Origin of the sequence: Streptomyces sp. MJM8645, assembly GCF_001625365.1 — a bacterium.
Lineage (GTDB): Bacteria > Actinomycetota > Actinomycetes > Streptomycetales > Streptomycetaceae > Kitasatospora.
Genome location: NZ_LJJF01000001.1, coordinates 6,434,853 through 6,461,247 on the forward strand (window position 1 = coordinate 6,434,853; position 26,395 = coordinate 6,461,247).

General features: G+C 73.9%; 23 protein-coding genes and 1 riboswitch. Of the genes, 12 read left to right on the top strand and 11 right to left on the bottom strand.

Annotation, left to right across the window (positions count from 1 at the left end):
- Positions 1–34: 34 nt before the first annotated feature.
- The 5 genes from A6F73_RS27400 to A6F73_RS27420 all read right to left on the bottom strand — a co-directional run bounded on the left by A6F73_RS27400 (position 35) and on the right by A6F73_RS27420 (position 5,128).
- Positions 35–1,303: an MFS transporter gene (locus A6F73_RS27400; protein WP_063350211.1), complete on the bottom strand. Its 1,269-nt coding sequence runs from the start codon at positions 1,301–1,303 to the stop codon at positions 35–37.
- A gap of 60 nt (positions 1,304–1,363) precedes the next feature.
- Entirely contained in the window at positions 1,364–2,065 is a 702-nt protein-coding gene (locus A6F73_RS27405) for an alpha/beta fold hydrolase (RefSeq protein ID WP_063350212.1), read from the bottom strand.
- Positions 2,066–2,119: 54 nt separating this feature from the next.
- Entirely contained in the window at positions 2,120–3,529 is a 1,410-nt protein-coding gene (locus tag A6F73_RS27410) for a sugar porter family MFS transporter (protein ID WP_063350213.1), read from the bottom strand.
- 259 nt (positions 3,530–3,788) lie between these two features.
- Positions 3,789–4,442 (bottom strand): FMN-binding negative transcriptional regulator, encoded by a 654-nt coding sequence (locus A6F73_RS27415; protein ID WP_063350214.1) that lies wholly within the window; start codon positions 4,440–4,442, stop codon positions 3,789–3,791.
- Between the two features lie 14 nt (positions 4,443–4,456).
- Positions 4,457–5,128 (bottom strand): pyridoxamine 5'-phosphate oxidase family protein, encoded by a 672-nt coding sequence (locus tag A6F73_RS27420; RefSeq protein WP_063350215.1) that lies wholly within the window; start codon positions 5,126–5,128, stop codon positions 4,457–4,459.
- Between the two features lie 34 nt (positions 5,129–5,162).
- Here A6F73_RS27420 and A6F73_RS27425 point away from each other — a divergent pair, with 34 nt between their 5' ends.
- Together A6F73_RS27425 and A6F73_RS27430 are read left to right on the top strand one after the other, a co-directional pair.
- Positions 5,163–6,500 (top strand): aminotransferase class I/II-fold pyridoxal phosphate-dependent enzyme, encoded by a 1,338-nt coding sequence (locus tag A6F73_RS27425; protein WP_063350216.1) that lies wholly within the window; start codon positions 5,163–5,165, stop codon positions 6,498–6,500.
- Positions 6,501–6,725: 225 nt separating this feature from the next.
- Positions 6,726–7,943: a GDSL-type esterase/lipase family protein gene (locus A6F73_RS27430; RefSeq protein ID WP_063350217.1), complete on the top strand. Its 1,218-nt coding sequence runs from the start codon at positions 6,726–6,728 to the stop codon at positions 7,941–7,943.
- 66 nt (positions 7,944–8,009) lie between these two features.
- On the opposite strand, the gene A6F73_RS27435 is transcribed toward A6F73_RS27430, so the two are convergent.
- Positions 8,010–9,368 carry an NAD(P)/FAD-dependent oxidoreductase gene (locus tag A6F73_RS27435; protein ID WP_063350218.1) on the bottom strand — a complete coding sequence of 453 codons (1,359 nt, stop codon included), beginning with the start codon at positions 9,366–9,368 and terminating at the stop codon, positions 8,010–8,012.
- Positions 9,369–9,539: 171 nt separating this feature from the next.
- Here A6F73_RS27435 and A6F73_RS27440 point away from each other — a divergent pair, with 171 nt between their 5' ends.
- From A6F73_RS27440 to purB, 4 genes are all read left to right on the top strand, one after another.
- Positions 9,540–10,295, top strand: coding sequence for a HipA family kinase (locus A6F73_RS27440; protein ID WP_079136059.1), 756 nt, complete (start codon positions 9,540–9,542; stop codon positions 10,293–10,295).
- Positions 10,292–10,708, top strand: coding sequence for a DUF3037 domain-containing protein (locus tag A6F73_RS27445; RefSeq protein ID WP_063350220.1), 417 nt, complete (start codon positions 10,292–10,294; stop codon positions 10,706–10,708). Before A6F73_RS27440 ends, A6F73_RS27445 begins: the two co-directional genes overlap by 4 nt.
- 119 nt (positions 10,709–10,827) lie before the next feature.
- Positions 10,828–11,283 (top strand): MarR family transcriptional regulator, encoded by a 456-nt coding sequence (locus A6F73_RS27450; RefSeq protein ID WP_063350221.1) that lies wholly within the window; start codon positions 10,828–10,830, stop codon positions 11,281–11,283.
- A 137-nt stretch (positions 11,284–11,420) separates the two neighbouring features.
- Positions 11,421–12,851 (top strand): adenylosuccinate lyase, encoded by a 1,431-nt coding sequence (gene purB, locus A6F73_RS27455; RefSeq protein ID WP_063350222.1) that lies wholly within the window; start codon positions 11,421–11,423, stop codon positions 12,849–12,851.
- Between the two features lie 24 nt (positions 12,852–12,875).
- Here the strand turns inward: purB and A6F73_RS27460 are convergent, their stop codons facing one another.
- Positions 12,876–14,408: an MFS transporter gene (locus tag A6F73_RS27460; RefSeq protein WP_063350223.1), complete on the bottom strand. Its 1,533-nt coding sequence runs from the start codon at positions 14,406–14,408 to the stop codon at positions 12,876–12,878.
- A 312-nt stretch (positions 14,409–14,720) separates the two neighbouring features.
- A riboswitch (cyclic di-AMP (ydaO/yuaA leader) is annotated at positions 14,721–14,903 on the top strand.
- Positions 14,904–14,905: 2 nt separating this feature from the next.
- On the opposite strand from A6F73_RS27460, the gene A6F73_RS27465 reads away from it, so the two are divergent.
- On the top strand, positions 14,906–15,865 hold the full coding sequence (locus tag A6F73_RS27465) for a LysM peptidoglycan-binding domain-containing M23 family metallopeptidase (protein WP_063350224.1): 960 nt from the start codon (positions 14,906–14,908) through the stop codon (positions 15,863–15,865).
- A gap of 275 nt (positions 15,866–16,140) precedes the next feature.
- Here A6F73_RS27465 and A6F73_RS27470 read toward each other — a convergent pair whose 3' ends face one another.
- A complete protein-coding gene (locus A6F73_RS27470) occupies positions 16,141–16,860 on the bottom strand; it encodes a DUF2470 domain-containing protein (protein ID WP_063350225.1) in 720 nt (239 codons plus the stop codon).
- A 179-nt stretch (positions 16,861–17,039) separates the two neighbouring features.
- Between A6F73_RS27470 and A6F73_RS27475 the strand changes: the two genes are divergently transcribed.
- Positions 17,040–18,254, top strand: coding sequence for an MFS transporter (locus A6F73_RS27475; RefSeq protein WP_063350226.1), 1,215 nt, complete (start codon positions 17,040–17,042; stop codon positions 18,252–18,254).
- A 149-nt stretch (positions 18,255–18,403) separates the two neighbouring features.
- On the opposite strand, the gene A6F73_RS27480 is transcribed toward A6F73_RS27475, so the two are convergent.
- Genes A6F73_RS27480 through A6F73_RS27490 form a run of 3 tightly spaced genes read right to left on the bottom strand, consistent with a single transcriptional unit; the run spans position 18,404 to position 20,746 of the window.
- Positions 18,404–18,829: a RidA family protein gene (locus A6F73_RS27480; protein ID WP_063350227.1), complete on the bottom strand. Its 426-nt coding sequence runs from the start codon at positions 18,827–18,829 to the stop codon at positions 18,404–18,406.
- Positions 18,830–18,855: 26 nt separating this feature from the next.
- Complete coding sequence (locus tag A6F73_RS27485) at positions 18,856–19,605, bottom strand: IclR family transcriptional regulator (protein ID WP_063350228.1); 750 nt, start codon at positions 19,603–19,605, stop codon at positions 18,856–18,858.
- 37 nt (positions 19,606–19,642) lie between these two features.
- The gene (locus tag A6F73_RS27490; protein ID WP_063350229.1) at positions 19,643–20,746 is read right to left on the bottom strand and encodes a sugar kinase; all 1,104 of its coding nucleotides are present in this window, start codon (positions 20,744–20,746) and stop codon (positions 19,643–19,645) included.
- 126 nt (positions 20,747–20,872) lie between these two features.
- Between A6F73_RS27490 and A6F73_RS27495 the strand changes: the two genes are divergently transcribed.
- From A6F73_RS27495 to A6F73_RS27510, 4 genes are all read left to right on the top strand, one after another.
- Positions 20,873–22,174, top strand: coding sequence for an alanine racemase (locus A6F73_RS27495; RefSeq protein ID WP_244293517.1), 1,302 nt, complete (start codon positions 20,873–20,875; stop codon positions 22,172–22,174).
- Positions 22,174–23,793, top strand: a complete 1,620-nt coding sequence (locus tag A6F73_RS27500; protein WP_063350230.1) for a D-aminoacylase — start codon at positions 22,174–22,176, stop codon at positions 23,791–23,793. Before A6F73_RS27495 ends, A6F73_RS27500 begins: the two co-directional genes overlap by 1 nt.
- A gap of 26 nt (positions 23,794–23,819) precedes the next feature.
- The gene (locus tag A6F73_RS27505; protein WP_063350231.1) at positions 23,820–24,446 is read left to right on the top strand and encodes a bifunctional 4-hydroxy-2-oxoglutarate aldolase/2-dehydro-3-deoxy-phosphogluconate aldolase; all 627 of its coding nucleotides are present in this window, start codon (positions 23,820–23,822) and stop codon (positions 24,444–24,446) included.
- A gap of 212 nt (positions 24,447–24,658) precedes the next feature.
- A complete protein-coding gene (locus A6F73_RS27510) occupies positions 24,659–26,239 on the top strand; it encodes an alpha-amylase family glycosyl hydrolase (protein ID WP_063350232.1) in 1,581 nt (526 codons plus the stop codon).
- Positions 26,240–26,395 lie beyond the last annotated feature (156 nt).

A 26,395-nucleotide genomic window follows, 5' to 3' on the forward strand; every position in this document is an offset into this window, starting at 1 on the left:
GTACGGCCGGGCGCACGCGGGGCGCACGGGGCGCTCACGGCGCGGCCACCGGCTCGGCGGCGGCCACCGGTGCGTCGGCGGTGCTCCTGCGGGCCAGCCGGCGGACCTGAGGCTCCAGCAGCACGACCGCGCTGAGCACCAGGCAGACGACGGCGCAGGCCCACAGCGCGCCCGAGAGGCCGAGCACCGTGGCCGCCGGGCCGGCCAGCGCGATGCCGATCGGGGACAGCGAGAAGGAGCCGAGCTCGTCGTACGCGGCGACCCGGGAGAACATCTCCTCGGGGATCTCCTGCTGGAGCGCGATCATCCAGTTGACGCCGAAGACGGTGACGCCGACCCCGGACAGGAACATCGCGAGGGCGAGCAGCGGCAGCGGCGCCTCCGCCGCCAGCGCCAGGGCGGGCACGCCGAACAGGAACACCCCCCAGTTGCCGACCAGCAGGATCCGGCGGGGCCGCCAGCGGGCCATCAGCACGCCGGTCACCACCAGCCCGACGCCGTAGGCGGCCATCGCCAGGCCCCAGTCGGACGCCCCGCCGAGGCGCTCCTTGGCGACCGTCGGCCCGTACACCGACTCGACCGCGCCGATGCAGGCGACCAGGACGGAGAACTGCGCCACGACCACCCAGAGCCAGCGGCGGGAGGCGAACTCCCGCCAGCCCTCCCGCAGATCGCGCAGCATGCTGTGGCCCTGCGGGGCGGGCGCCTGCTCGGCCTCCAGGAAGAACCGGAGCGAGGCGGCGACCAGGAAGCAGGCGCCGTCCAGGGCGAGCACCCAGCCGGGGCCGACGGCGGCGGTGAGCGCGCCGCCGAGCGCGGCGCCGCCGATCTGGGAGGCGTTCTGGCCCATCCGGAACACCGAGAAGGCCCGGGCGGCGTGCTCCGGGGCGACGGCCTGCAGCATCATGCCGCCGGAGGCGGGGGAGTAGAGCGCGTACCCGGCGCCGCCGGCGGCGGAGAGCAGCATCAGCTGCCAGAGCCGGATGTCCCCGGACAGCACCAGCGCCGCCAGGACGACCTGGGACAGGCCGCTGAACAGGTTGGCGGCGACCATGAGGTGGTGCCGGGGCATCCGGTCGGCGAGGGCGCCGCCGACCACCAGGAGCAGGACGGTGGGCAGCAGCCGGGCGGCGGTGACGTAGCCGACCTCGGACGTGGTGCCGCCGTGGCCGAGCACGGCGAAGGCGGTGGCGATGGGGGCGCCGGCGTTGCCGAGGCCGCTGACCACGGTGGCGGCGGTCTGGATGCGGAAGTTACGGCTCGCCCAGGCGAGGCGGCGGGGGCGCGGGGGTCGGGTCGGCACCTGGAGACTATGACCGCGGTTCGTACGGCTGTCCATCGGGTTTTCGCGGCTGGGACGGGCTCAGCCCAGGTGGCCCCAGAGGAAGGTGAGGGTGCGGCGCCAGGCGGTCGCGGCTTGGAGCGGGTCGTAGGTGCCGAGCGGGTTCTCGTCGTTCATGAAGGCGTGGCCGGCCGGGTAGAAGTGGATCTCGGGGCGGACGTCGGTGGCCTCGCCGATCCGGATCGCGGCCTCGTCTACGGCGGCCATCGGGATCGAGCCGTCCAGTTCGCCGAAGTGCCCCAGGACGTGGGCGGTCAGGCCCCGGTAGTCGAAGTCCGGGTCGGGCGGGAGGCCGTAGAAGGGCACCACCGCGGCGACCCGGTCGCCCTCCCGGGCGGCCAGCAGCAGGGCGAAGCCGCCGCCCATGCAGAAGCCGACCACGCCGACCGCGTCGCCGACCAGGCCCTCCAGGGCGAGCAGGTGGTCGACGGCCCCGGAGAGGTCCTCGACGGCCCGCTCGACCGGGAGTGCGCGGGTGAGCCGGGCCGCCTCGGTGCGGTCGTGGGTGGTGGCGCCGCCGAACAGGTCGGGGGCCAGCACGGTGAAGCCCTCGGCGGCGAAGCGGTCGGCCATCGTCGCGACGTGCGGGGTGAGGCCCCACCACTCCTGCACCACCACCAGGCCCGGCCCGACGCCCTGGGGCGGGCGGGCCAGGTACCCGTGCGCGGTACGGCCGTTGCTCGGGAAGGCGACGTTCTGCCGGGAGCCGCCCTGGTCAGGCATGGGTTCCTCGCGGGGGGTCGGGCCGGATGCGGCGGGGACTCGACGGGGGCGGGCTCAGCCCATCTCCTCCAGGGCGCGGCCCTTGGTCTCCTTGATGCAGAAGGCCACGAACGGGATGGAGAGCAGGGCGAAGGCCGCGTAGATGACGTACGTCGCCGACAGGTTCCAGTCGGCGAGGTTGGGGAAGCTGACGGTGATCGCCCAGTTGGCGATCCACTGGGCCGAGGCGGCGACGGACAGCGCGAGCGCGCGGATCCGGTTGGGGAACATCTCGCCGAGCAGGACCCAGACCACCACGCCCCAGGAGAAGGCGAAGCAGAGCACGAAGACGTGCGCCGCGACCAGGGCGACGGTGGCGTGGGTGTTGTCGAGGGTGGCGGTGTCCCCCGTGCCGTGCCGGTAGGAGAACGCCCAGGCGGCGGTGCCCAGCGCGAGCGCCATGCCGATCGAGCCGGCCAGGGCGAGCGGCTTGCGGCCGATCCGGTCCACCAGCGCCATCGCGATCACCGTGCCGATCACGTTGATGATCGAGGTGGAGAGGCTGATCAGCAGGGAGTTGGACTCGTTGATGCCGACCGACTGCCAGAGGAAGGAGGAGTAGTAGAAGATCACGTTGATGCCGACGAACTGCTGGAACACCGAGGCCCCGATGCCGACCCAGACGATCGGCAGCAGGCCGAACGGCCCGCCGAGCAGGTCCTTGAGCCGGGGCTTGTGCGAGGACTCCAGCACCGCGCGGATCTCCGCGACCCGGGTGTCCAGGTCGACGTCCTCGCCCTCCACCTCGCGCAGCACCTTGCGGGCCTGGTCCTCCCGGTGGTCGGCGATCAGGTAGCGCGGCGACTCCGGGATGGCGAGCGCCATCAGCCCGTACACCAGGGCCGGGATGGTCTCCACGCCGAGCATCCACTGCCAGGCCTGGATGCCGCCCAGGTGGCCGGTGGACTCGCCGCCGGCGGCCTGGTTGATCGCCCAGTTGGCGAGCTGGGAGACGGTGATGCCGAGCACGATCGCCATCTGCTGGAAGGAGGCGAGCCGGCCCCGGTAGGCGGTCGGCGCGACCTCGGCGATGTAGGTCGGCGCGATCACCGAGGCGATGCCGATCGCGATGCCGCCGACCACGCGCCAGGTGGCCAGCACCTGGATGCTCGGCGGGAACATCGAGCCGATGCCGCTGATCGCGAACAGGGTGGCGGCCAGCAGCATGGTGCGGACCCGGCCGAGGTGGTCGGCGAGCCGGCCGGCGGCCACCGCGCCGGCCGCCGAGCCGAGCAGCGCGATGGCCACCACGAAGGCCGTTTCGCCGTTGCCCACGGCGAAGTGCTTCTGGATGCCCGTCACCGCACCGTTGATCACCGCGCTGTCGTAGCCGAACAGGAACCCGCCCATCGCGGCGGCGGCGGAGATGAAGATGACGTGCCCGAGGTGGGCCTCGCCCGCCCGGTGGCTGTTGAGTGTGGACAAGCGCGCTCCCCGAGGTGGACGGGCCCGCTCTGACGGCCGAGTGGGCAGGGCTCGTCTCACATTCGAGCAGCGGCGGGGCCGCCCTGCTCGAATTGGGGGCCGATCGGGTGATCCGGGGTCAGTCACCAGGGGCGCGATGGGCCATTCGCGCCGGGAGCGTGAACGGTCGGACGCGCCCCCGGGCCAGCCGGTGCGCCTGCCGGGCCAGTTGACGCGCCCCAGGTCGGTCGGTGCGCCTCGGTCGGTCGGTGCGCCCCGGTCAGCCGACGCGCCGCTGGTGCCGGCGCAGCAGTTGGGTGCGGGCGGCGGCGTCCTGGTCGCGCCGGGGGTGCGGGGCGTTCGCGCGGCCGGCCTCGCGCTCGGCCAGCCGGTCGGCGATCGCGTGCTGGGCGTCGGCCGGCTTCTTGTCGTCGTACTTGAACTTGGCGCGCACCTCGCGGACCGTCAGGCGGAGCCCGCGCAGGCCGGGCAGCAGCCGGGAGAACTCGCCCTCACCGGGCACCACCCGGGTGTCCGGCGTCTCCGGCTGGAAGTGCGCCAGCTGGCGGTTGAGGATCTCCGCCTTGCCCGCCGCGGACTCGACGAGCTCGGCGGTGCAGTGGAAGTGGACGGAGGCGTAGTAGCTGGTGGGCGTGCCCGGCTCGCCGCGCCAGTGGCCGGGCGCGAAGGCGTAGCCGTCGGTGACCGCGAGGGTGACCTGCGGGTCGGCCCGGACGGCGGCCAGCAGCGGGTTGGGCGTGGCGAGGTGGAGCAGGATCTCGCCGCGCTCGGCGTCCAGCAGGAAGTGCGTCGGGACGAGCACCGGGCCCTCGCCCGGTCCGCCGTTGGCGGCGAGCAGGCCGAAGTCGCGGCCCTCGGCCAGCCAGGCGCGCCACTCCTGTTCGTCGCCGCGGTCCCAGGATCTGATCAGCATCGGCGGGCCCTCCGTCAGCGGGGGTAGCCGCGCAGGTGCGCGGGCAGCGGGACGGTGGTGGAGTCGGCGGGCTCGGGGGTGCCGTGCACGGTGGTGACCGGGATCAGGCCGGACCAGTGGGGCAGGTCGAGGTCCTCCGGGTCGTCGTCGGCGCCGTCGTCGCGGGTCTTGGCCGAGACCTCGTCCAGGTCGAGCCGCAGGACGGCGGTGGCGGCGAGTTCCTTGGCGTTGGCCGGGCGGACGTCGGCGGAGCGGCCGGGGATCGCGTGGTCGACCAGCGCGGCCAGCGCGACGTCCAGCTCCTCGGGGTCGGTGACCTGGTGGGCGGTGCCGTGGGCGACGACCGAGCGGAAGTTGACCGAGTGGTTGAACGCGGACTTGGTCAGCACCAGCGCGTCGACCAGGGTGACGGTGAGGCAGACCGGCAGGCCCTGGTCGGCGGAGGCGTTGCGCAGCGGACGGCTGCCGGTGGAGCCGTGGACGTACAGTCGGCCGCCGACGCGGGCGTAGATGGTCGGCAGGACGACGGGGGCGCCGTCGGCGACGAAGCCGAGGTGGCAGATGTACGCGTGGTCGAGGATGTCGTGGATCGCCTCCTGCTCCCAGGTGGCGCGGTCCTTGTAGCGGGTGGGGGTGGTGCGGGGGGTGCGGGAGTAGCTGGCGGAGCCTTCTGAAGGGGCCGACATGACAACCTCTATGTACTAGTGCATAATTTGCTTTGTGCTAGGAGACTATCCGCTGAAAGGGCGACGCGCCAGCGAAATCGCGTCCCACATCGAACAGGGCGTGAGCACCGGACGCCTCGCCCCCGGAACCGCGCTGCCCCCGCTGCGCGACCTCGCCGCCGAACTCGGCGTCAACCCCAACACCGTCGCCGCCGCCTACCGGCTGCTCCGCGACCGCGGGGTGATCGAGACCGCCGGCCGCAAGGGCAGCCGGATCCTCCCCAGGCCCGCGCTCACCCCGCGCGACCAGATCCGCGTCCCCGTCCCCCCGCACGCCCGCGACCTGTCCGCCGGCAACCCCGACCCGGCGCTGCTGCCCGACCTCGCCCCGGTCCTCGCGGCCGCCGCCGAGGCCGCCCACGCCGAGCCCGTCCTGTACGGGCACCCGGCCATCGACCCCGGGCTGCTCGCGCTCGCCCGCGCCTCCTTCGAGACCGACGGCCTGCCCGGCGGCCCGATCGCCGTCGCCTCCGGCTCGCTCGACACCATCGAGCGCATCCTCGCCACCCGGCTGCGCCCCGGCGACGCCGTCGCCGTCGAGGACCCGGGCTGGGGCAGCCTGCTCGACCTGCTGCCCGCGCTCGGCCTGCGGCCCGCGCCCGTCCGGCTGGACGACGAGGGTCCGCTGCCCGACTCGCTCGCCGTCGCGCTGGCCGAGGGCGCCCGCGCGGTGGTGGTCACCAGTCGGGCGCAGAACCCGACCGGCGCCGCGGTCACCGCCCGCCGGGCCGAGGAGCTGCGGGCCGTCCTGGCCGAGCACCCCGGCGTGCTGCTGATCGAGGACGACCACGGGCACGGCATGGTCGACCAGCCGTACCACTCGCTGGTGGGTGCCGGCGCGCGGCACTGGGCCGTGGTGCGCTCGGCGGCCAAGGCGTACGGCCCGGACCTGCGGCTCTCGGTGGCCGTCGGCGACGAGGACACCATCGGACGGGTGACCGGGCGGCTGCGCCTCGGCGCAGGCTGGGTCAGCCACCTGCTCCAGCGGGCCGTCGCCGAGCTGTGGCGCACCGACGCGGTGCCGGTCGCCCGGGTGGCCGGCGTCTACCGGGCCCGCCGGGACGCGCTGCTCGGCGAACTCGCCGCGCGCGGCATCGAGGCGCACGGCGAGAGCGGACTGAACGTCTGGGTGCCGGTGCCGGACGAGACCTCCGTGCTGGTGGCGCTGGTGCAGCGCGGCTGGGTCGCGGCGCCCGGCGCGCGCTACCGCATCCAGTCCCCGCCCGGGCTGCGGCTCACCGTGGCCCAGCTGGAACCGGCGGACGCGCAGCGGCTGGCCGAGGACCTGGCGGCCGTGCTGGGGGCGGGCGGGGCCGGTTCGCGGCTGGTGTGAACCGGGCTCCGCCGGTCCGGTTCGACCCGTGCGCTCCGCCGGTCTGAACCCGGTGCTCCGCTGGTCTGAACCCGGCGGTAACAAAGCGGGAAACCTGGTGCAGATACCTAGCGGTAACCAGTGCGGGCATGTCATGTTCATCGCGCCACCGGCCGGCGGCCCACCCTCACCTAGGCGTCTTCCCGTCCCCACCGCACGGGAAGACCGAGCCGCAGGAGTTCCGCCGTGCCCGAAAACAGTTCGAGCATCACCCGCAGCGCCCCTCGACTCCGCCGACGGCTGCTCACCGCGGCCCTCGCCCTCCCGCTGGCCGCCGGCGGTCTGATGGCCGGCGGCCTCGCCGCCGCCGCGCCGGCCGCCGCGGCCCCCTCCATACCCCTCGCCGCACCGGGCGGCCCCACCGCCAGCGTCACGCTCGGCGACAGCTACATCTCCGGCGAGGCCGGCCGCTGGATGGGCAACGCCGCCGGCACCAGCGGCAGCCGGGCCGGTACCGACCGCGCCTGGAACGGCAGTTCCGCCGACGCCTCCCGGATCTACGGCCCCACGGCCGCGAGCGGCTGCGACCGCTCCGACGTCGCCGAGGTGCTCAGCGCCTCCACCGGCGCGCAGAACGAGATCAACCTGGCCTGCTCCGGCGCCGTCGCCGCGAACATCTTCCGCGCCGCCAACGGCGGCCAGACGCTCAAGGGCGAGGCCCCGCAGGCCGACCAACTCGCCACTGTGGCACGGCAGAACAACGTCAAGCTGATCACGCTGTCGATCGGCGGCAACGACCTCGGCTTCGGCGGCATCATCTCCAACTGCGTCCAGGACTACCTCATCTGGTACTCCTACTGCCACGACTCCGCGCAGTCCTCGATCGACTCGAAGATGCCCACGGCGATGGCCGGGGTCGGCAAGGCGATCGACGAGATCCGCGCGGTGATGGCCGGCGCCGGCTACGCGCAGGGGGACTACCGCCTCGTCCTGCAGTCCTACCCCTCGCCGATCCCGCGCAGCGCCGAGATGCGCTACCCGGAGAGCGGCTGGACCCGCTCGAACACCGGTGGCTGCCCGTTCTGGGACGGTGACGCCGACTGGGCGCGCGACTCGATGGTGCCGCAGATCTCCAAGTCGCTGGCCGGGGTCGCGGCGTCCAAGGGCGCCCAGTTCCTCGACCTCTCCGACATGCTGCAGGGCCGTGAGGTCTGCTCGACGGCCACCCGGCAGCCGACCGCCACCGCCGGACCGTCCGCGACCACCAGCGAATGGGCGCGCTTCCTGGACGGCGGCCTCAACTCCACGCAGGGCGTGCTGCAGGAGTCGATGCACCCCAACTACTACGGGCAGCAGGCGCTCGGGCGCTGCCTGACCCTGCTGTGGGGGCAGAGCAGCGGCGACTACGCGTGCCGCAACACGGCGGGGCAGGACGCGGGCGGGATGTACCTGGCGGCGCGGTGACGTCGTGACGTTGTGGCGCTCGGCGCCCGTTCTCCGGATCGGTTCCGGAGGCGGGCGCCGGGTGGCTCAGCCCTTGGCGAGCAGGGCCTGGGCGTGCGCCCGGACCTGATCCTTCGTCAAGTAGGCATCGGTGTACTCGAAATCGCGCATCCGGGCGGGCTGCCGGGCGAGGAAGCCGGTCCGGACGAAGTCGTCCCCGGCGGTCGCGTTGAGCAGCCAGTTGGCGCTCACCCGGAACTTGGCCGCGTTGGTGCGCATCGCCATCAGGTGGTAGCCGCGGGCCACCAGTTGGGCCGGCACCCCGTGCAGCTCCACGCCGAGCGGCTTGGACACCGCGTCCTTGCCGCCCAGGTCGACCACCAGGCCCAAGTCCTTGTGGTAATAGGGCTCCAGAGGCTGGTCGCGGAGCGCGGCGATCACGTTGTCGGCCACCACGCGGCCCTGCCGGGCGGAGTGCTGGGCGGTCGGCGGGCAGACCGCGCCGTCGCCCTTGGCGAGGTCCGGCACGGCGGCCGCGTCGCCCAGCGCGAACACGCTCTCGAACTGCGGCACCCGCATCTCCGCCGTCACCGCGAGCCGGCCGCGGACCGTCTCCGCGTCCAGCGTGCCGATCAGCGGGCTCGCGGCCACCCCGGCGGTCCAGATCAGCGTGCGGCAGGGCAGCACCCTGCCGTCGGTGAACTTGACCGACTCGGCGCCGACTTCGGCCACCGAGACGCCCAGCGACACCTCGATGCCGCGGCCGCGCAGCACCTCCAGAGCGGCCAGGCCCAGCGCGTCGCCCAGCTCCGGCATCAGCTTCGGGGCGATGTCGATCAGGTGCCACTTGATCTGCCGGGTGTCCAGGCGCGGATAGCGGTGGGACGCGGCGGTGGTCAGACGCTGCAGGCAGGCGGCCGTCTCGGTGCCCGCGTAGCCGCCGCCGACGACCACGAACTGGAGCCGGGACTCGCGCTCCCGCTGGTCCAAGGTGGCCGAGGCGAGGTCGAGTTGGGCGATCACGTGGTCGCGGACGTAGGCCGCTTCGGCGAGCGTCTTCATCCCGCGGGCGTAGTCGGTCAGGCCGGGGATGTCGAAGGTGCGGGTGACGCTGCCGGGGGCGAGGACCAGGTAGTCGTACTTCTGCGCCACCACCTCGTCGGTGATCTTGCGGACCACGCACACCTTGGAGGCCGGGTCCACGCCGATCGCGCCGCCCGGAACGATGTGGGTGCGGCGCAGCGTGCGGCGCAGGGAGACCGCGACCGACTGCGGGGTCAGCACGCCGGCCGCGACGTGCGGCAGCAGGGGCAGGTAGAGCTGGTAGCTGAACGGTGTGACCAGCGAGATCTCGGCCTCCGACGGCGCGAGCTTGCGTTCGAGTCGGCGGGCGCACTCCAGGCCGGCGAAGCCACCGCCCACGATCAGGATCCGAGGTCGTTCCATCGCTCATCCCTTTGCCGTGCAGGTCGTAACCGCGAAGGTCCCCATTGCTGTCCGCCACACTCGCACGGAGCAGCGGGGGCTGCCACCGGGGTGGGGCGGATGGTGGAGGGGTGGGACGGGGGGCGTACGGAGGGGAGGAGGTGACGGGTCGGCACCGATAGGCTGTGGGGCGTGCTCCCCGAGGTGACGGCGGTCCGTTATGTGACGCCACTGCGAGAAGGCGGCTCGATGCCGGGCCTGGTCGAGGCCGACGACCGGCGGCTGTACGCGCTGAAATGGGTCGGTGCGGCGCAGGGCCGGAAGGCGTTGGTGGCGGAGGTGCTGGCCGGGGAGTTGGGCCGGCGGCTCGGGCTGCCGGTGCCGGAGCTGGTGACGGTCGACCTGGATCCGGTGCTGGCCCGCAGCGAGCCGGACCAGCAGGTCCAGGACCAGATGCGGGCCAGTGGCGGGACCAACCTCGGGATGGCCTTCGTCAGCGGCGCGCTCAACTTCGACCCGCTCTGCTTCGAGGTGGATCCGGAGCTGGCCGGCCAGGTGCTCTGGTTCGACGCGCTGATCGGCAACGTCGACCGCTCCTGGCGCAACCCCAACCTGCTGGTGGCGACCGGCGGGCTGCGGCTGATCGACCACGGCGCGAGCCTGATCTTCCACCACCACTGGGCGGGCGCCGCCGCCTGGGTGCGCCGCCCGTACGACGCCTCCGACCACGCGCTGCTGCGGGCCCGGCCGGACCTGACGGCCGCGGACAAGGCGCTCGCGCCGCTCGCGGAGGCCGCGATCGAGGGCGCGGTGGCGAGGATCCCGGAGGTCTGGCTGCTGGACGAGCCAGGCTTCGACTCGCCCGAGGCGGTGCGCGCCGCGTACCGCGCCCAGCTGACCGGCCGGCTGGCCGGTCCGCGCGACTGGCTGCCGGAGGTGCCCGCATGACCGAGCCGAGGACGCCCGCGCTGCCGGCCGCCGTCGAACTGCACGACTACGAGTACGCCGTGATCCGCGCGGTGCCGCGGGTGGAGCGCGGCGAGTGCGTCAACGTCGGGGTGCTGCTGTACTGCCGGCAGAACGGGTATCTGGCCGCGCGCACGCACCTGGACCAGGCCCGGCTGCTGGCGCTCGACCCGGTGGCGGACGTGCACGGGGTGCGGCGGGCGCTGCACGGGATCGAGGCGGTGTGCGCCGGGGGCCCGCAGGCCGGTCCGGCGGCGGGGGACAGCCCGGGGCAGCGGTTCCGCTGGCTGACCGCTCCGCGCAGCGCGATCGTCCAGCCGGGGCCGGTGCACACCGGGCTGACCGCGGACCCGGAGCCGGAGCTGCGGCACCTGTTCGATCAGCTGGTGCTCTAAGCTCTGTCGACCGGCCGGAGGCTCTGTCGACCGGCCGGTGCTGCAGTTCTGGTCAAGCCGTCGACGGTTGCCGTGGTCAAAGCTTGAGTTGCTGAAGCACTCGGCCGTACGCTGACCCCATGGGTTCGACAGCGACGACGACCGTACCGACCAACGCCGAGTTGATGGAGGCGTTGGCCGCCGTCGGCGCCGCGTATTTCCAGGACTTCGCGGCGGCCGCGGCCCGGCACGGGCTCTCCTCCTCGCAGGCCAAGGCGCTCGGCGCGGTGCAGGAGCCGGTGCCGATGCGGGCGCTGGCCGGACGGCTGGGCTGCGACGCCTCCAACGTCACCGGGATCGTGGACCGGCTGGAGACGCTGCGCCTGGCCCACCGGGAGGCCGCCGCCGGCGACCGCCGGGTGAAGATCGTCGTGATCACGGACGAGGGCCGGGAGATCCTGAACCGCATCCGCGGCGAGATGGCCCGCACCCACCAGGCGTTCGAGGCGATGACCGACGAGCAGCGGATCGCGCTGCACTCGATCTGCGGGCAGGTCCTGCCGGTGCTGGCCGGCCGGGCCGGCGCCGCGCAGTAAGCCGCCCGGTAACGGACCGCGCCGCGCCCGGCGGGAGCCGTCGGGCGGGCCCGGTCGGAGCCGTCCGCTCCGGCCCGGGCCGTAGTCGTCCGATGCGCCGACGTTCCGGCTGACCTCGGCTGTTAGGCTTGCGAAGCGTGAGCGCGAAGCCCCAGATCCCCAATGTCCTGGCCTCCCGGTACGCCTCGGCGACCCTGGCCCAGCTGTGGTCCCCCGAGCACAAGGTGGTCCTCGAGCGCCACCTGTGGCTCGCCGTCCTGAAGGCCCAGCAGGACCTCGGTGTCGAGGTACCGGCGAACGCCGTCGCCGACTACGAGCGGGTGATCGACCAGGTCGACCTCGGCTCGATCGCCGCCCGTGAGCGGGTCACCCGCCACGACGTGAAGGCCCGCATCGAGGAGTTCAGCGAACTCGCCGGCCACGAGCAGATCCACAAGGGCATGACCTCCCGGGATCTGACCGAGAACGTCGAGCAGCTGCAGATCCGCCAGTCGCTGGAGCACGTGCGCGACCGTACGGTGGCCGTGCTGGTCCGGCTGGCCCGCCTGGCGGCCCAGCACTCCGAGCTGGTCATGGCCGGCCGCTCGCACAACGTGGCCGCGCAGGCCACCACCCTGGGCAAGCGCTTCGCGTCGATCACCGACGAGCTGCTGGTCGCCTTCCGCCGCCTGGAGGAGCTGATCGCCCGCTACCCGCTGCGCGGGATCAAGGGCCCGGTCGGCACCGCCCAGGACATGCTGGACCTGCTCGGTGGCGACACCGACAAGCTCGCCGAGCTGGAGCGCCGGGTCGCCGGGCACCTCGGCTTCGACAACGTGTTCATCAGCGTCGGCCAGGTCTACCCGCGCTCGCTGGACTTCGAGGTGCTCACCGCCCTCGTCCAGCTGGCCGCCGCGCCGTCCAGCCTGGCCAAGACCATCCGTCTGATGGCCGGCCACGAGCTGGTGACGGAGGGCTTCAAGGAGGGCCAGGTCGGCTCCTCGGCGATGCCGCACAAGATGAACACCCGCTCCTGCGAGCGCGTCAACGGCCTGGCCGTCATCCTGCGCGGCTACGCCTCGATGACCGGCGAGCTGGCCGGCGACCAGTGGAACGAGGGTGACGTCTCCTGCTCGGTGGTGCGCCGGGTCGCGCTGCCGGACGCCTTCTTCGCCTTCGACGGCCTGCTGGAGACCTTCCTGACCGTTCTCGACGAGTTCGGCGCCTTCCCCGCCGTGATCGAGGCCGAGCTGGACCGCTACCTGCCGTTCCTCGCCACCACCAAGGTGCTGATGGGCGCGGTGCGCGCGGGCGTCGGCCGGGAGACCGGGCACGAGGTCATCAAGGAGCACGCCGTCGCCTCCGCGCTGGCGATGCGTGCGGGTGGCCGCGAGAACGAGCTGCTGGACCGGCTGGCCGCCGACGAGCGGATCCCGCTGGACCGGGCCGGGCTGGACGCGCTGCTGGCCGACCGGCTTTCCTTCACCGGTGCGGCCGGCGCCCAGGTCGCCGAGGTGGTCCGCCAGGTGGAGGCCGTCGCCGCCGCCTACCCGGAGGCCGCCAAGTACGCGCCGGCCGACATTCTCTGACGGGCAGTACTTCCTGACGATTCGTCAGCTGGCTGAGGGCCCTGCCGCCGATCCGGTGGCGGGGCCCTCGTCCGTGTGGACGTGGCCCGGGTCGAGCGGCGGGGTGGTGCCGCAGGCCCACTCGCAGTCCGGCTCGGCCACCGGGCGGTCCACCGGCGCGAGCACGTTGCCGCGGACGGTGGCGAAGGCCGTCAGCCCGCCGGTGACCAGCAGCCCGGCGCAGATCAGCATCGCGGTGCGGAAGGCGGAGTCCACGGCGGACGGCACCCGGTAGGCGTCGCCGCTCAGCCCGGCGAGCGAGGGCAGCGCGGCGACCGCGAGCAGCCCGGCCGCGCGGGCGGCGGCGTTGTTGACGCCGCTGGCGATGCCCGCGTGCCGGACCTCGACGGCGGCCAGCACCGTCGCCGTCAGCGGCGCGACCAGCAGGGTCATCCCGCAGCCCAGCACCGTGACGGCGGGCAGCACGTCCGCCCAGTAGGAGGAGCCGGGGCCGATGCGCAGCATCAGCAGCACCCCGGCGGCGCACAGCAGCGGACCGACGGTGAGCGGGATCCGGGGGCCGATCCGCTTGCCCAGCCGCCCGGCGCGCGCCGACAGGGTCAGCATCAGCACGGTGATCGGGATCAGGGCGAGGCCGGAGACCAGCGGGGAGAAGCCGGAGACGATCTGCAACTGCACCACCAGCAGGAAGAACACCCCGCTGAACGCCGCGTAGACGCAGAGGGTGACCAGGTTGACGGCGGTGAACAGCCGGGAGGAGAAGAGGCCGAGCGGCAGCATCGGCTCGGCGGCGCGGCGCTCGACCGCGATGAAGGCCGCGCCGAGCAGCAGGCCGATCGCGCCGGTGAGCCAGACCGCGGGGGACAGGCCCTCTCCGGCGGCGGTCAGCGCGTAGGTGATCGCGCCGAGGGCGAGCGCGGCGAGCAGCGCGCCGAGCACGTCGAAGCGGCCGACGGCGCTCTCGTTCCGGCTCTCGGGGACGAACCGGGAGGTGACCGCGACCACGGCGGCCGCGAGCGGCAGGTTCAGCAGGAAGATCCACCGCCAGCCGGGGCCGTCCACCAGCCAGCCGCCGAGGAAGGGGCCGACCGCGGCCGACACCCCGCCGAGGCCCGACCACAGGCCGACCGCCGCCGAGCGGTCGTCCGGGTGGAAGACGGCTTGCAGCATGGCGAGCGAACCGGGGGTGAGCAGCGCCCCGCCGATGCCCTGGACGGCGCGGGCGGCGATCAGCACGTGGATGGTGGGGGCGGCGGCGCAGGCCGCGGAGGCGGCGGCGAACCAGAGCACGCCGATCAGGAAGACCCGGCGCCGGCCGTACCGGTCGCCGAGCGCGCCGCCGAGCAGGATCAGTCCGGCCAGGGTGAGCAGATAGGCGTTGAGCGTCCACTGCAGGGACGCGAGGGAGGCGCCGAGATCGGTGCCGATGCGGGGCAGCGCGACGTTCACCACGGTGCCGTCGAGCATCGCCATGCTGGAGCCGAGCACCGTCGCGAGGAGGACCCAGCGTCCCCGCGAGGTGCCCAGGCGCAGTGTTCCTGCTTCGGAGGTGGCCACGGGCCGATCCTGCGCCCGTGGGGCGTACGTGACAAGGGTCACCGGGGGGTGTGTCGGTGGGTGCGCGGTGCGTGAGCGGGTGGGTGCGCAGCGGTGGCGGAATCGGCGCAGCGTCGTGGATCAGTGGCGCCGGGTGAATGGATTGTGCACGTACGGTGCAGTCGATCATTCGGAGGGTCACCGCAGCTCGGGGGGTTGTTGCCGGTTCAAGTGATCGACATTGCTTCACCCGAACGGATGGGTTTTAGTTCAGCGACCGCCCGGCCAGTCCGGACGGATCCACCGGGTGGAACGCCGAATCCTGCCGCTGCCCGGTGGCTCGCACCGAACTCTGTACGGCAGGAGCGGGGGACCCACAGGTAAGTCGCCGGACCGGAAACGGCACGCTTTCGCGTACCCGGATCCAGGGCCGGCTAGGGGTGAAGCCGCATGTGCGGCCGGGCAACTCCAGCCCGAACCCGACAGCTCACCTCGCAGGCGTCGGAGAGGAAAATTCCATGCCTGCACAGGCTCGTCGTATCGCCCTGCCCCGCGCCGCCCGCATCGGGATCGCCACCGCCGTCACCGGTGTCTCCTTCGCACTGCCGCTCGTCACCGCGATGAGCGCCCAGGCCTACCCCGCGCCGGCCGCCGCCGTCACCGCCGCCCCGGCCGCCGCTCCCACCGACCAGGCCCAGGCCCCGTCGCAGGAGAGCTACCGCGTCGTCAGCGGCGACACCCTGTCCCGGATCGCCGACGCCCAGCACGTCGACGGCGGCTGGCAGGCGCTGTACGACCACAACCGCGAGGTCGTCGGCGGCAACCCGGACCTGATCTTCCCCGGTCAGCAGCTCGTGATCGCCGGCCAGGCCGCCCCGGCCAAGCCCGCCGCCCCGGCGAAGCCCGCCCAGCCGTCCGCCCAGGACGCCGCGCCGGCCACCACCGCCGCCAAGCCGCAGGCCCAGCTGGAGGTCCGGACCGAGGCGGCCAAGCCGTCCGCCCAGCTCCAGACCCAGCTGCAGACCGCCGCGCCGACCACCGCGGTCACCGCCGTTCCGGTCGCCGCCGCCTCGGCCTTCGTCGCCCCGCTGGCCAGCCCGAAGCTGGGCACCGCCTACGGCGTGGCCGGCTCGATGTGGGCCTCCGGCCACCACACCGGCCAGGACTTCGTCGCCTCCACCGGCACCCCGCTGCGCGCCGTCGGCAACGGTGTCGTGGTGAAGGCCGGCAACGGCGGCGCCTACGGCAACGAGGTCGAGATCAAGCTCGCCGACGGCCACTTCGCCGAGTACGCGCACCTCTCCTCGATCGGTGTGAAGATCGGTCAGGCCGTCAAGGCCGGACAGCAGATCGGCCTCTCCGGCGCGACCGGCAACGTGACCGGCCCGCACCTGCACTTCGAGATCCGCAACGGCTCGGAGTACGGCTCGGACATCAACCCGGTCGCCTACCTGCGGGCCCACGGCGTCGCGCTCTGACCCGTGCCGGATGCACCGGATGCACCGGATGCACCGGATGTGCCGGATGAGGAACCACCGCTGCTACGGGGCGAATCGACCGCCCGGGATGGTCATGTCGGGTGACCGCTCGACCGGGTGATCGCCGCAGCAGTGGACATGGGCGCGGGACACGCCCAGGCCGGCCCGGCTCGTGAGACTTCTCTCGCGAGCCGGGCCGGCCGCTGTCGTTTCCGGGCCTTTTCGGGTGCCCCCGGGGTGGGTTGACGATGCGTCAGGCGCGTTGGTGGGCCGGTTCAGATCCGGTGGGCGGGCAGCCCGTGCTGGGCGGCGCTCAGCAGCTCGTGCATCCGCTGCCCGAAGTCCTCGGTGTCGGCGGCCGGTTCGGGGAAGACCAGGCGGACGTCGCGGTGGCCGTGCGGGTGGTCCAGGCGCAGGACCAGGCCGTGGCGGTCCAGGGCGAGCGGGCGGACCTCCGGGTGCTGGGCGAGCAGGTCCGGGTCGAGCAGCCGGGTGAGGACGGCGAGGGCGTCGGCGTGGTCGTCGGCGAGGTGGGTGAGCATGGCGGCCTCGTAGCGGGCCAGCGGGTCGGGTGCGGCGTGGGCGAGGTCGCCGGCGGTGAGTGCGCCGGTGCCGTACGGGGTGGAGAGGACGGCGTGGGCGACGTCCACGCGCAGGTGGACGCTGAGGCCGTCGTCGGCGAGGTGGGCCAGGTGGAGTCGGCCGGCCAGGGTGAGGCGGGCGCGGATCCGGTCGCGGACGGCGACGGGGGAGATGTCGGTGACGTCCAGGACGACGGCGAGTCCGTCGGTGGCGCGGGCGGTGGCGGTGGCGAGCGGGTCGCCCAGCGGGGCGCGCAGGCGCAGCCGGGAGCCGTGGACGGAGACCGGGGTGTCGAGGTCGTGGTGCTCGCCGCAGGCGCGGACGGTGAGCGAGGAGGTCGCGCTGAGCAGGCTCTGGACCCGCTCGGCGGTGGTGGGTTCGGGCACCTCGGCGTCGCCGGCGGGCAGGCTCATGACGGACCTCCAGTTAGTTAGGTGAGCCTAACCTAATCTCCGCTCGGGGGTGTGGCAAGTGGCGTGGCCGAGGTCGCTGCCGTCGGGGATAGAAAGCGCTTGCAAGTATCTGCGGATGTCTCGTATTGTCGACGCCGGTAGTTGCATGCGCAACGGTTCTCTCTGGAAAGCGGTCCCTCATGCCCCTCGCGCTCCTGGCGCTGGCGATCAGCGCCTTCGGCATCGGCACCACCGAGTTCGTGATCATGGGCCTGCTGCCCGAGGTCGCCGGCGACTTCTCGGTCGCCATCCCCACCGCCGGTCTGCTGATCTCCGGCTACGCGCTCGGCGTCGTGGTCGGCGGCCCGCTGCTCACCATCCTCGGCACCCGTGCCCCCCGCAAGGGCATGCTGCTGACGCTGATGGGCCTGTTCGTGGTGGGCAACCTGATCGCGGCCGTCGCCCCCGCCTTCGGGCTGCTGATGGTCGGGCGGATCGTCAGCGCCTTCGCGCACGGCGCGTTCTTCGGCATCGGCTCGGTCGTCGCCGCCGACCTGGTCGCCCCGCACAAGCGGGCCGGCGCCATCGCCCTGATGTTCACCGGCCTCACCGCCGCCAACGTGCTGGGCGTCCCGATGGGCACCCTGCTCGGCCAGCACTTCGGCTGGCGCTCCACGTTCTACGTCGTCGCCGGGCTCGGCCTGCTCGGCCTCGCCGGAATCGCGGCGCTGGTGCCCGTCCAGCCGCGGACCGGCGCCGCCCGGCTCGGCCCCGAACTGGCCGTCTTCCGGACCCTGCGGCTCTGGCTCGCGCTCGCCATGACCGTGCTCGGCTGGGGCGGCATCTTCGCGATGTTCACCTACATCACGCCGATGATGACCGAACTGGCCGGCTTCGCCCCGAGCAGCGTCACCTGGCTGCTCTTCCTGTTCGGCGTCGGCCTGTTCGTCGGCAACCTGCTGGGCGGCTGGTTCGCCGACCGCGCGCTGATGCGCAGCCTCACCGTGATCCTCGCGGTACTCGCGGTGCTGCTGTTCGCCTTCACCTTCGCCGCGCACAGCAAGCCGGCCGCGATCGTCCTCATCCCGCTGATCGGGCTGTTCGGCTTCGCGACCGTCGCGCCGCTGCAGAAGCGGGTCATGGACCAGGCGGCAGGCGCGCCGACACTGGCCTCGGCCGCCAACATCGCCGCGTTCAACCTGGGCAACGCGCTCGCCGCCTGGCTCGGCGGACTGGTCATCTCCGGCGGCCTCGGCTACGACGCGCCGAACTGGGTGGGCGGGCTGCTCACCGCGGTCGCCCTCGGGGTGACGGTGTTCGCGGCGGCGCTGGACCGGCGCGGCGCGGCGGGCGAGGGGCGGGTCGTGGCGCGCTCGGGTGCCCCGGCCGAGCAGGGCGTGCCCGCGGGGCGGTGAGCTCCGGCCGAGCAGGGTGCGCCAGTGGGGCGGTGAGCTCCGGCCGAGCAGGGCGTGCCCGCGGGGAGGTGAACGAGGGGGACGGCGCAGGGCCCGGACGCCTGGTGCGCGTCCGGGCCCTTGCGGTGGTCGGGCTGCTCGGCGGTGTTTCAGGCGACGACGGCCTGGGCGTCGATCTCGACCAGCATCGGCTCCTGCGGCAGCTCGACGAAAATCGTGGTACGGCAGGGCTTCACGCCGCCGGGCTTGATGTTCTCGTCGATGAACTCGGCGTACACCTCGTTCATCAGCGGGAAGTCCGCCCGCTTGGTGAGGTAGACCCGGAACATCACCACGTCCTCGATGGTGGCGCCGCCGGCCTCGACGATCGCCTTGACGTTCTCCAGCGTGCGCCGGGTCTGCGCCTTCACGTCGCCGTGGTACAGGTACTCGCCGGTCGCCGGGTCCTGCGGGCCCTGGCCGGAGACCTGGAGGATCGGGCCCTTGCGGACGCCCTGGGAGAACATCCAGGCGGGGGCGGGGGCGCCGTCGGTGCGGATCTCGGTCTTGCCGTTGGTCGGGTGCTGCTCGTTCATGGGGTTCCTTACGATCTGACGGTTCATCAGTTGTGGTCCGGGCGACCGCAGTCGGCCGAGATGGCGCGGGTGGTGGCGAGCAGTTGCGGGAGGAGGTCCAGCACCTGCTCGTAGGGGAGGACGACGTCCGGGACGGAGATGGACGCGGCGGCGACGACCCGGCCGCTGGCGTCCCGGATCGGGGCGGCCACGCAGTTGATGAACGCCTCGTGCTCGGCGTGGTCCTGCGCCCAGCCCTGGACGGCGACCTTCTCCAGCTCGGCGAGCAGCGCCTCGGGCGTGCTGAGGGTGCGCGGGGTGTGCGGGGTGAAGTCGATCCCGGCGGCCACCCGGCGGCGTTCGGGCAGCGGCAGGTCGGCGAGCAGCACCTTGGAGACGGCGGCGCTGTGCAGGGCGGCGCGCAGGCCGATCCGGGAGTACATCCTGACCGGGTGCCGGGAGTCGAACTTGTCGATGTAGACGACCTCGCCGCCCTCGTACGCGGCCAGGTGCACGGTCTGGCCGGTGGTGGCGTTCAGCTCGGCCAGGTGCGGGGCGGCGATCCGGCGGACGCCGCGCTGTTCCAGGGCGAGGCCGGAGAGGGCGAACAGGCCGGCGCCCAGGTGGTAGCGGTAGGCGGCGTCACGGTAGACGAACCGTTCCTCCTCCAGGCTCTGGAGCAGTCGGAGCACGGTCGTCTTGTGGACGCCGAGCACCTCGGCCAGCTGGTCGAGGGAGCGTTCGCCCTCGCCGAGTTCGGCGAGCAGGCGCAGGGCGCGGGTGACGGTCTGGCTCATCGTGCTCCGCCGGGGTCGTTCGGGCTCGGGTTGGTGCTCATTGTGCCCGGGCCCGCCGGGTGCCGCGGGACCGGTCCGCGGGGACGGCCGGGCCGGTGATGCCCTCCACCGAGACCCGGGTGGCGGCCCAGTCGGCGGGCGAGGCGTCGAGCAGCGCGGCCACCACGGCGGCGGGCGGCAGTTCGGCCTGGTCGCCGTGGGCGGTCAGCGCGCAGGCGGCGCTCAGGTGGCCGAGCCGCAGCCGGCGGCGCTGGTCCAGGCCGCGGACGGTGCCGGCCAGGTAGCCGGCGGCGAAGGCGTCGCCCGCGCCGGTGGCCTCGACCACCTCGACGGCCAGGGCCGGTTCGCTCACCGACGTGCCGTCCCGCTCCAGGGCGGTGACCAGCCGGGCGGCGTCCTTGACCACCACGGTGGCCGGGGAGGCGAAGCGGCGGCGCAGCGCGACCGGCTCCCCGGTGCCGAACGCGGCCTCGGCCTCGTCGGCGCCGATCAGCAGCAGGTCGGCGGCGTCCAGCAGCGGCGGCAGGACGGCCGGGTCGCGGTCGTGCCAGAGTGCGGGGCGCCAGTTGAGGTCGAAGCTGATGGTCCGCTCCGGGGGGCGGTCGGCGAGCAGGGCGCGCAGCAGCGCCAGGCAGTCGTCGGAGAGCGCGGCGGTGATGCCGGACAGGTGCAGCAGACGGGCGCCGGACAGCAGCCGGACGGCCGCCGGGTCGGCCAGCAGGGCGGGGGAGAGCGCGGCGGCCGCGGAGCCGCGCCGGTGGTAGTGCAGCCGGCTGCGGCCGGGGCCGAGGTCGTGGTGGTGGCCGGTGGCGCCGCCGACCTCCTTGAGGTACAGGCCGGTGGGGCGGTGCGGGTCGACGGCGACCGCCGAGACGTCCACGCCGCGGGCGGCGACCTCGGCGAGCAGCCGGCGGCCGAAGCCGTCGTCGCCGACCCGGCTGATCCAGGCGGTCGGCACGCCGAGCGCGGCCAGCGCACCGGCCACGTTGGACTCCGCGCCGCCGACCGACAACCGGAAGTTCTCCACGGCCTCCAGCGGGCCCGGCCGGTCCGGCAGCAGCACCGCCATGGACTCGCCCACGCACACGGCCGTCGGGGAAGGACCGGGGCGGGCCGGGCCCGGGGTGTCCTGTCGCGGCATCTGCTGGGCTCCTCCGTCTGCGGCGGCCGTTCCGTTGACCGTGATCCGGCGCCGATGCTAGAACCGTCATGCCAACATGTGCAACCCTCATTGCACATGTTGCAACACGGCAGATGGAGGAAGACGGTGGAGCAGACCTTCGCAAGCATCGGCACCGGGCCGGGCATCGACGACGGCGCGGTGGCGGCCCTCGCCGACGAGACGCTCGACTGGCGGTTCAAGGCCGCCCCGCCGGAGGCCTGGGGGCACTCCGTCCGCGACTGGCTGGCCACCGGGCCCACCCTCACCGGGCTCGGCACCCCGCTGCTCACCCTGGACGGCGCCGCGCTCGACCACAACCTGCGCACCATGGCCGACTGGTGCGCCAAGGCCGGGGTCGCGCTCGTGCCGCACGGCAAGACCACCATGGCGCCCGCCCTCTGGCAGGCGCAGCTCGCCGCCGGCAGCCACGGCATCACCCTCGCCAACCTGCCGCAGGTGCGCGTCGCCCGGGCCTTCGGAGTCGAGCGGATCCTGCTCGCCAACACCCTGCTCGACCCGGCCGGACTGGCCTGGCTCGCCGCCGAACTGGCCGCCGACCCGGCGTTCGCCTTCGTCTCCTGGGTGGACTCCACCGAGAGCGTCCGGCTGATGGACGAGGCGCTGCGCGCCGCCGGGGCCCAGCGGCCCGTCGAGGTCCTGGTCGAACTCGGCGGACCCGGCGGGCGCACCGGCGCCCGCGGCGTCGACGCGGCCGTCGAGATCGCCGCCGCCGTGCTGCGCGCGCCCACCCTGCGCCTCGCGGGCGTCGGCGGCTACGAGGGCGCGCTCGCCCACGACGCCACCGCCGACGGGCTGGCCACCGTCCGCGGCTACCTCAAGGCGCTCGCCGACCTGCACGGCCGGCTCGCCCGCGCCTACCCGGACGACGCCCGGCCGATCGTGACGGCCGGCGGCAGCGCCTACTTCGACCTGGTCGTCGAGGAACTCGCAGGCCTGCCGGAAGCCCTCGTGGTCCTGCGCTCGGGCGCGTACATCGCCCACGACGACGGCTTCTACCGGGGCATCTCGCCGCTGGTCCGGGGCGCCGGCGCCACGCCGTTCCGCAGCGCGCTGCACGGCTGGGCCCGGGTGGTGTCCCGGCCCGAGCCGCAACTGGCCCTGCTGGACGCCGGCAAGCGCGACCTGCCCTTCGACGAGGGCCTGCCCGAGCCGCAACACGTGCGCGGCGGAGCCGAGTTGACCGGCACTGCGGCCCGGATCACCGCACTCAACGACCAGCACGCCTTCCTGCGCGACGCGGGCGACCTCGCCCCGATCGGCGCGGTGCTGCGACTCGGCGTCTCCCACCCGTGCACGGCCTTCGACAAGTGGACCGCGATCCCGGTGCTCGACTCCGCCGACGCGGCCGAGCCGAAGGTCACCGGGCTGGTCAGGACGTTCTTCTGATGGCGGGCGGCAGAGCGCCCGACACCGTCTTCCGGGGCGCCACCGTCGTCGACGGCACCGGCGCGGACCGCTACCGGGCGGACGTGCGGATCACCGACGGGCTGATCACCGGGATCGGCCCCGGCCTCGACGCGCCGACGGTGGTGGACGCCGACGGGCTGGTCCTCGCCCCCGGCTTCATCGACATGCACGCCCACTCCGACCTCGCCCTGCTGCTCGAACCCGAGCACCCGGCCAAGGTCACCCAGGGCGTCACCTGCGAGGTCCTCGGCCAGGACGGCCTGTCCTACGCCCCGGTGGACGACACCACCCTGCCCGCGCTGCGCCGCCAACTGGCCGGCTGGAACGGCGATCCGGAGGCCTTCGACTGGGACTGGCGCGGCGTCGCCGGCTACCTGGACCGGATCGACCGCACCGGCGTCGCCGTCAACGCCTGCTACCTCGTCCCGCACGGCTCGCTGCGGATGCTCGCCATGGGCTGGGCCAACCGGCCGCCCACCCCGGCCGAACTCGACCGGATGCGCCAGGAGTTGGCGCAGGGCCTGCTGGACGGCGCGGTCGGCATGTCCAGCGGTCTCAGCTACACCCCCGGGATGTACGCGGACACCGCCGAGCTGGTCGAGCTGTGCACCGTGGTCGCGGCCTACGGCGGCTTCCACGCCCCGCACCAACGCTCGTACGGCGCAGGCGCGTTGGATGGCTACGCGGAAATGGTGGAGATCGCCCGGCGGACCGGCTGCGCGCTGCACCTGACCCACGCCACGATGAACTTCGGCGTCAACCGGGGCCGGGCCGGCGAACTGCTGGAACTGGTCGACCAGGCACTCGCCGACGGCGTCGACCTCACCCTGGACAGCTACCCCTACCTGCCCGGCTCCACCACCCTGGCCGCCCTGCTGCCCAGTTGGGCCACCGAGGGCGGCCCGGAAGCGACCCTCACCCGGCTCGCCGACCCGGCCGCCCGCGAGCGGATCCGGTACGAGGTGGAGGAGAAGGGCAGCGACGGCTGCCACGGCGTCGTCACCGACTGGGCGACGATCCAGATCTCCGGCGTCCGGACGGCCGAGCTGGCACGGACGGTCGGCCGGACCGTCGCCGAACTCGCCGCCGAGCAGGGCCGCAGCGGGACGGAGGTCTTCCTCGACCTGCTGCGCCGCGACGAACTGGCCACCACGATCCTCCAGCACGTCGGGCACGAGGAGAACGTCCGGGCGATCATGCGCCACCCGGCGCACACCGTCGGCAGCGACGGGCTGCTGGTCGGCGCCCGGCCGCACCCGCGCGCCTGGGGCACCTTCCCCCGCTACCTCGGCCACTACAGCCGGGAGTTGGGCGTGCTGACGCTGGAGGAGGCCATCGCCCGGATGACCGGCCGGCCCGCCGCCCGGCTCGGGCTGCACCGGCGCGGCCGGATCGCCCCCGGCCACCACGCCGACCTGGTGCTCCTCGACCCCGAGAAGGTCCGGGACGCCGCCACCTTCGAGCACCCCCGGCTGCCCGCCGAGGGCGTCCAGCACGTGTACGTCAACGGCACCGCCGTCGTCCGGCAGGGCCGCACCACGGGCGCCCGGCCCGGGCGCGCCCTGCGCCGCACCGACCGAGGAACCAGATCCCTGTGAATCCCCCCTCCGTGAATCCTCCCTCCGTGAACCCCCTCGCCGACCTGCGGGACGACCCGGTGATCGCCGTGGTCCGCGCGCCCCGCATCCCGGACGCGGCCGCGCTGTGCGCCGCGCTCGCCGACGGCGGCATCAACTGGACCGAATTCACCTACACCACACCGGAGGTGACGACGCACCTGCGGCGTGCCGCGGACGCGGGCTGGCGGGTCGGCGTGGGCACCGTGCTGACCGCCGAGCAGGCCGAGCGCGGGGTCGCGAGCGGGGCGTCCTTCCTGGTCACCCCCGGCTGCCGGCCCGAGGTGGCGCAGGCCGCCCGGGCCGCCGGGGTGCCGGTGGTGCTCGGGGCGCTCACCCCGACCGAGGTGGCCCGGGCGGTGGACCTCGGGGCCGCCGCCGTGAAGATCTTCCCGGCCCGGGCGTTCGGCCCCGGCTACTTCAAGGACCTGCGCGGCCCGTACCCGGACGTCCCGCTGGTGGCCTCCGGCGGGGTGAACGCGGGCAACGCCGCCGACTTCCTGGCGCACGGCGCGCTCGCGGTCTGCGCGGGCACGGACGTGGTGCCGCCGGACGCGGTCGCGGCGGGGGACTGGGCGGAGATCACCCGGCGGGCCCGGGCGTTCACTGCGGCGTGCGCGGTGGCCCGGGCCTGAGGGGCCGGCGGGTGGCGGGGTGCCGGGGCGGCGGTCGGCGGACTGTCGGGGCTGTCGGGACGGCCGTCGGCGGGTATTAGGGACGGCTGGTCGGTGGGCTGTCGGGACGGCCGGGGATGGGCGAGAATCGTGCTCCCCAGCCCCAGCCCCAGCCCCAGCCCCAGCCCTGGCCCCGGCCCCGGCCCCCGGATCCGGCAGGAGGACCCACCCCCATGACCTCGCCCCGCCCCGGCCCCGACTGGCTGGCCGACGCCGTCCTGTACCAGATCTACCCGCAGAGCTTCGCGGACTCCGACGGCGACGGCATCGGCGACTTCGCCGGCATCGCCGCGCACCTCGACCACCTCGCCTGGCTCGGCGTCGACACCGTCTGGCTCAACCCCTGCTTCGCCTCCCCGTTCCGCGACGCCGGCTACGACGTCGCCGACTACCTCGCCCCGGCCCCGCGCTACGGCGGTACCGAGGACCTGGTCGTGCTGGTCGAGGCCGCCCGCCGCAAGGGCATCCGGATCCTGCTCGACCTGGTCGCCGGCCACACCTCCGACCGCCACCCCTGGTTCCTGGCCGCCGCCGAGGACCCGGCCGACCACCGGTACATCTGGTCCGACCAGCGGGTGGACGGCTTCGTCGCCTCGCCCGGCAGCCGCCCCGGCTGGTACCGGCCGAACTTCTTCGACTGCCAGCCCGCGCTCAACTTCGGCTACGCGCGCCCCAGTTCCGGTGAGCCCTGGCGCCAGCCGGTGGACGCCGAGGGCCCGCGCGCCAACCGGGCGGCCCTGCGCGACGTCATGGCGCACTGGCTCGGCCTCGGCCTGGCCGGCTTCCGGGTCGACATGGCCTCCTCGCTGGTCAAGGACGACCCGGGCCTGGTGGAGACCGCCAAGCTGTGGACCGGGCTGCGGGGCTGGCTGGACCGCGCCCACCCGCAGGCCGCGCTGTTCGCCGAGTGGGGCGATCCGGCGGCCGCCGTCGCGGCGGGCTTCCACGCGGACTTCTTCCTGCAGTTCGGCGGCGCCGACCGCGGCCTGCCGCTGCGCTCGCTGTGGAACAACGGCGCCGGCACGGTCGAGGAGTTCTGGCAGCAGGGCCCGTGCTACTTCGAGGCCGAGGGGCGAGGCACCCCGCAGGTGTTCCTGGACGCCTGGCGCGCCGCCGCCGAAGCGACCGAGGGCGTCGGCCACATCGCCCTGCCCACCGCCAACCACGACTTCTCCCGGCTGGCCACCGGCCCGCGCACCGACGAGCAACTCGCCGCCGCCTTCGCGTTCCTGTTCACCTGGCCCACCCTGCCGGCCGTCTACTACGGCGACGAGATCGGCATGCGCTACCTGCCCGGACTGCCCGACGTCGAGGGCAGCGTGCTCGGCCCGCGGTACAACCGGGCCGGCTCGCGGACCCCGATGCAGTGGGAGCCCGGGCCGGCGGCGGGCTTCTCCAGCGCGCCGCCCGAGCGCCTCTACCTGCCCGTCGACCCGGACCCGCGGCGCCCGGACGTGCTCTCGCAGCGGGCCGATCCGACCTCGCTGCTGCACACCGTCCGGCGGCTGATCGCGCTGCGCCGGGCGCATCCGGGGCTGGGCGCCTCCGGCGGGGTGGAGGTCCGCCGCGCCGGGTACCCGCTGGTGTACACCCGGGCCGGACGGTACCTGGTGGCGGTGAACCCGCGCCGGGAGCCGGGGGTGGTGCGGCTGGAGCACGGCGGGGCGCGCCCGCTGGAGGTGCGGGGCGTGCGGGTGGCGGACGGGGAGCTGCGGGCGGACGGCTTCTCGTACGGCGTGTTCGAGCTGTCCTGAGCGTTCGGCCGTGGCCCCCGCTGGGGCGGGCGGCTTTCGATCGGCGTCGGATAGTTGTAAGCTACATCCATAGATAGTTGCATTTACCACCTGATGTGGGTGCACGTGGCACCCTTGATGGTTGCATTTGCCACTCATCTCCACTCGACGCCACCG

Coding starts and splice junctions, on each gene's coding strand:
- A6F73_RS27405 (WP_063350212.1), bottom strand. CDS start 2,065: ATGCCTGACCAGGGCGGCTCCCGGCAGAACGTCGCCTTCCCGAGCAAC.
- A6F73_RS27415 (WP_063350214.1), bottom strand. CDS start 4,442: ATGCTGATCAGATCCTGGGACCGCGGCGACGAACAGGAGTGGCGCGCC.
- A6F73_RS27420 (WP_063350215.1), bottom strand. CDS start 5,128: ATGTCGGCCCCTTCAGAAGGCTCCGCCAGCTACTCCCGCACCCCCCGC.
- A6F73_RS27435 (WP_063350218.1), bottom strand. CDS start 9,368: ATGGAACGACCTCGGATCCTGATCGTGGGCGGTGGCTTCGCCGGCCTG.
- A6F73_RS27445 (WP_063350220.1), top strand. CDS start 10,292: ATGACCGAGCCGAGGACGCCCGCGCTGCCGGCCGCCGTCGAACTGCAC.
- A6F73_RS27450 (WP_063350221.1), top strand. CDS start 10,828: ATGGGTTCGACAGCGACGACGACCGTACCGACCAACGCCGAGTTGATG.
- A6F73_RS27465 (WP_063350224.1), top strand. CDS start 14,906: ATGCCTGCACAGGCTCGTCGTATCGCCCTGCCCCGCGCCGCCCGCATC.
- A6F73_RS27470 (WP_063350225.1), bottom strand. CDS start 16,860: ATGAGCCTGCCCGCCGGCGACGCCGAGGTGCCCGAACCCACCACCGCC.
- A6F73_RS27475 (WP_063350226.1), top strand. CDS start 17,040: ATGCCCCTCGCGCTCCTGGCGCTGGCGATCAGCGCCTTCGGCATCGGC.
- A6F73_RS27480 (WP_063350227.1), bottom strand. CDS start 18,829: ATGAACGAGCAGCACCCGACCAACGGCAAGACCGAGATCCGCACCGAC.
- A6F73_RS27485 (WP_063350228.1), bottom strand. CDS start 19,605: ATGAGCCAGACCGTCACCCGCGCCCTGCGCCTGCTCGCCGAACTCGGC.
- A6F73_RS27490 (WP_063350229.1), bottom strand. CDS start 20,746: ATGCCGCGACAGGACACCCCGGGCCCGGCCCGCCCCGGTCCTTCCCCG.
- A6F73_RS27500 (WP_063350230.1), top strand. CDS start 22,174: ATGGCGGGCGGCAGAGCGCCCGACACCGTCTTCCGGGGCGCCACCGTC.
- A6F73_RS27510 (WP_063350232.1), top strand. CDS start 24,659: ATGACCTCGCCCCGCCCCGGCCCCGACTGGCTGGCCGACGCCGTCCTG.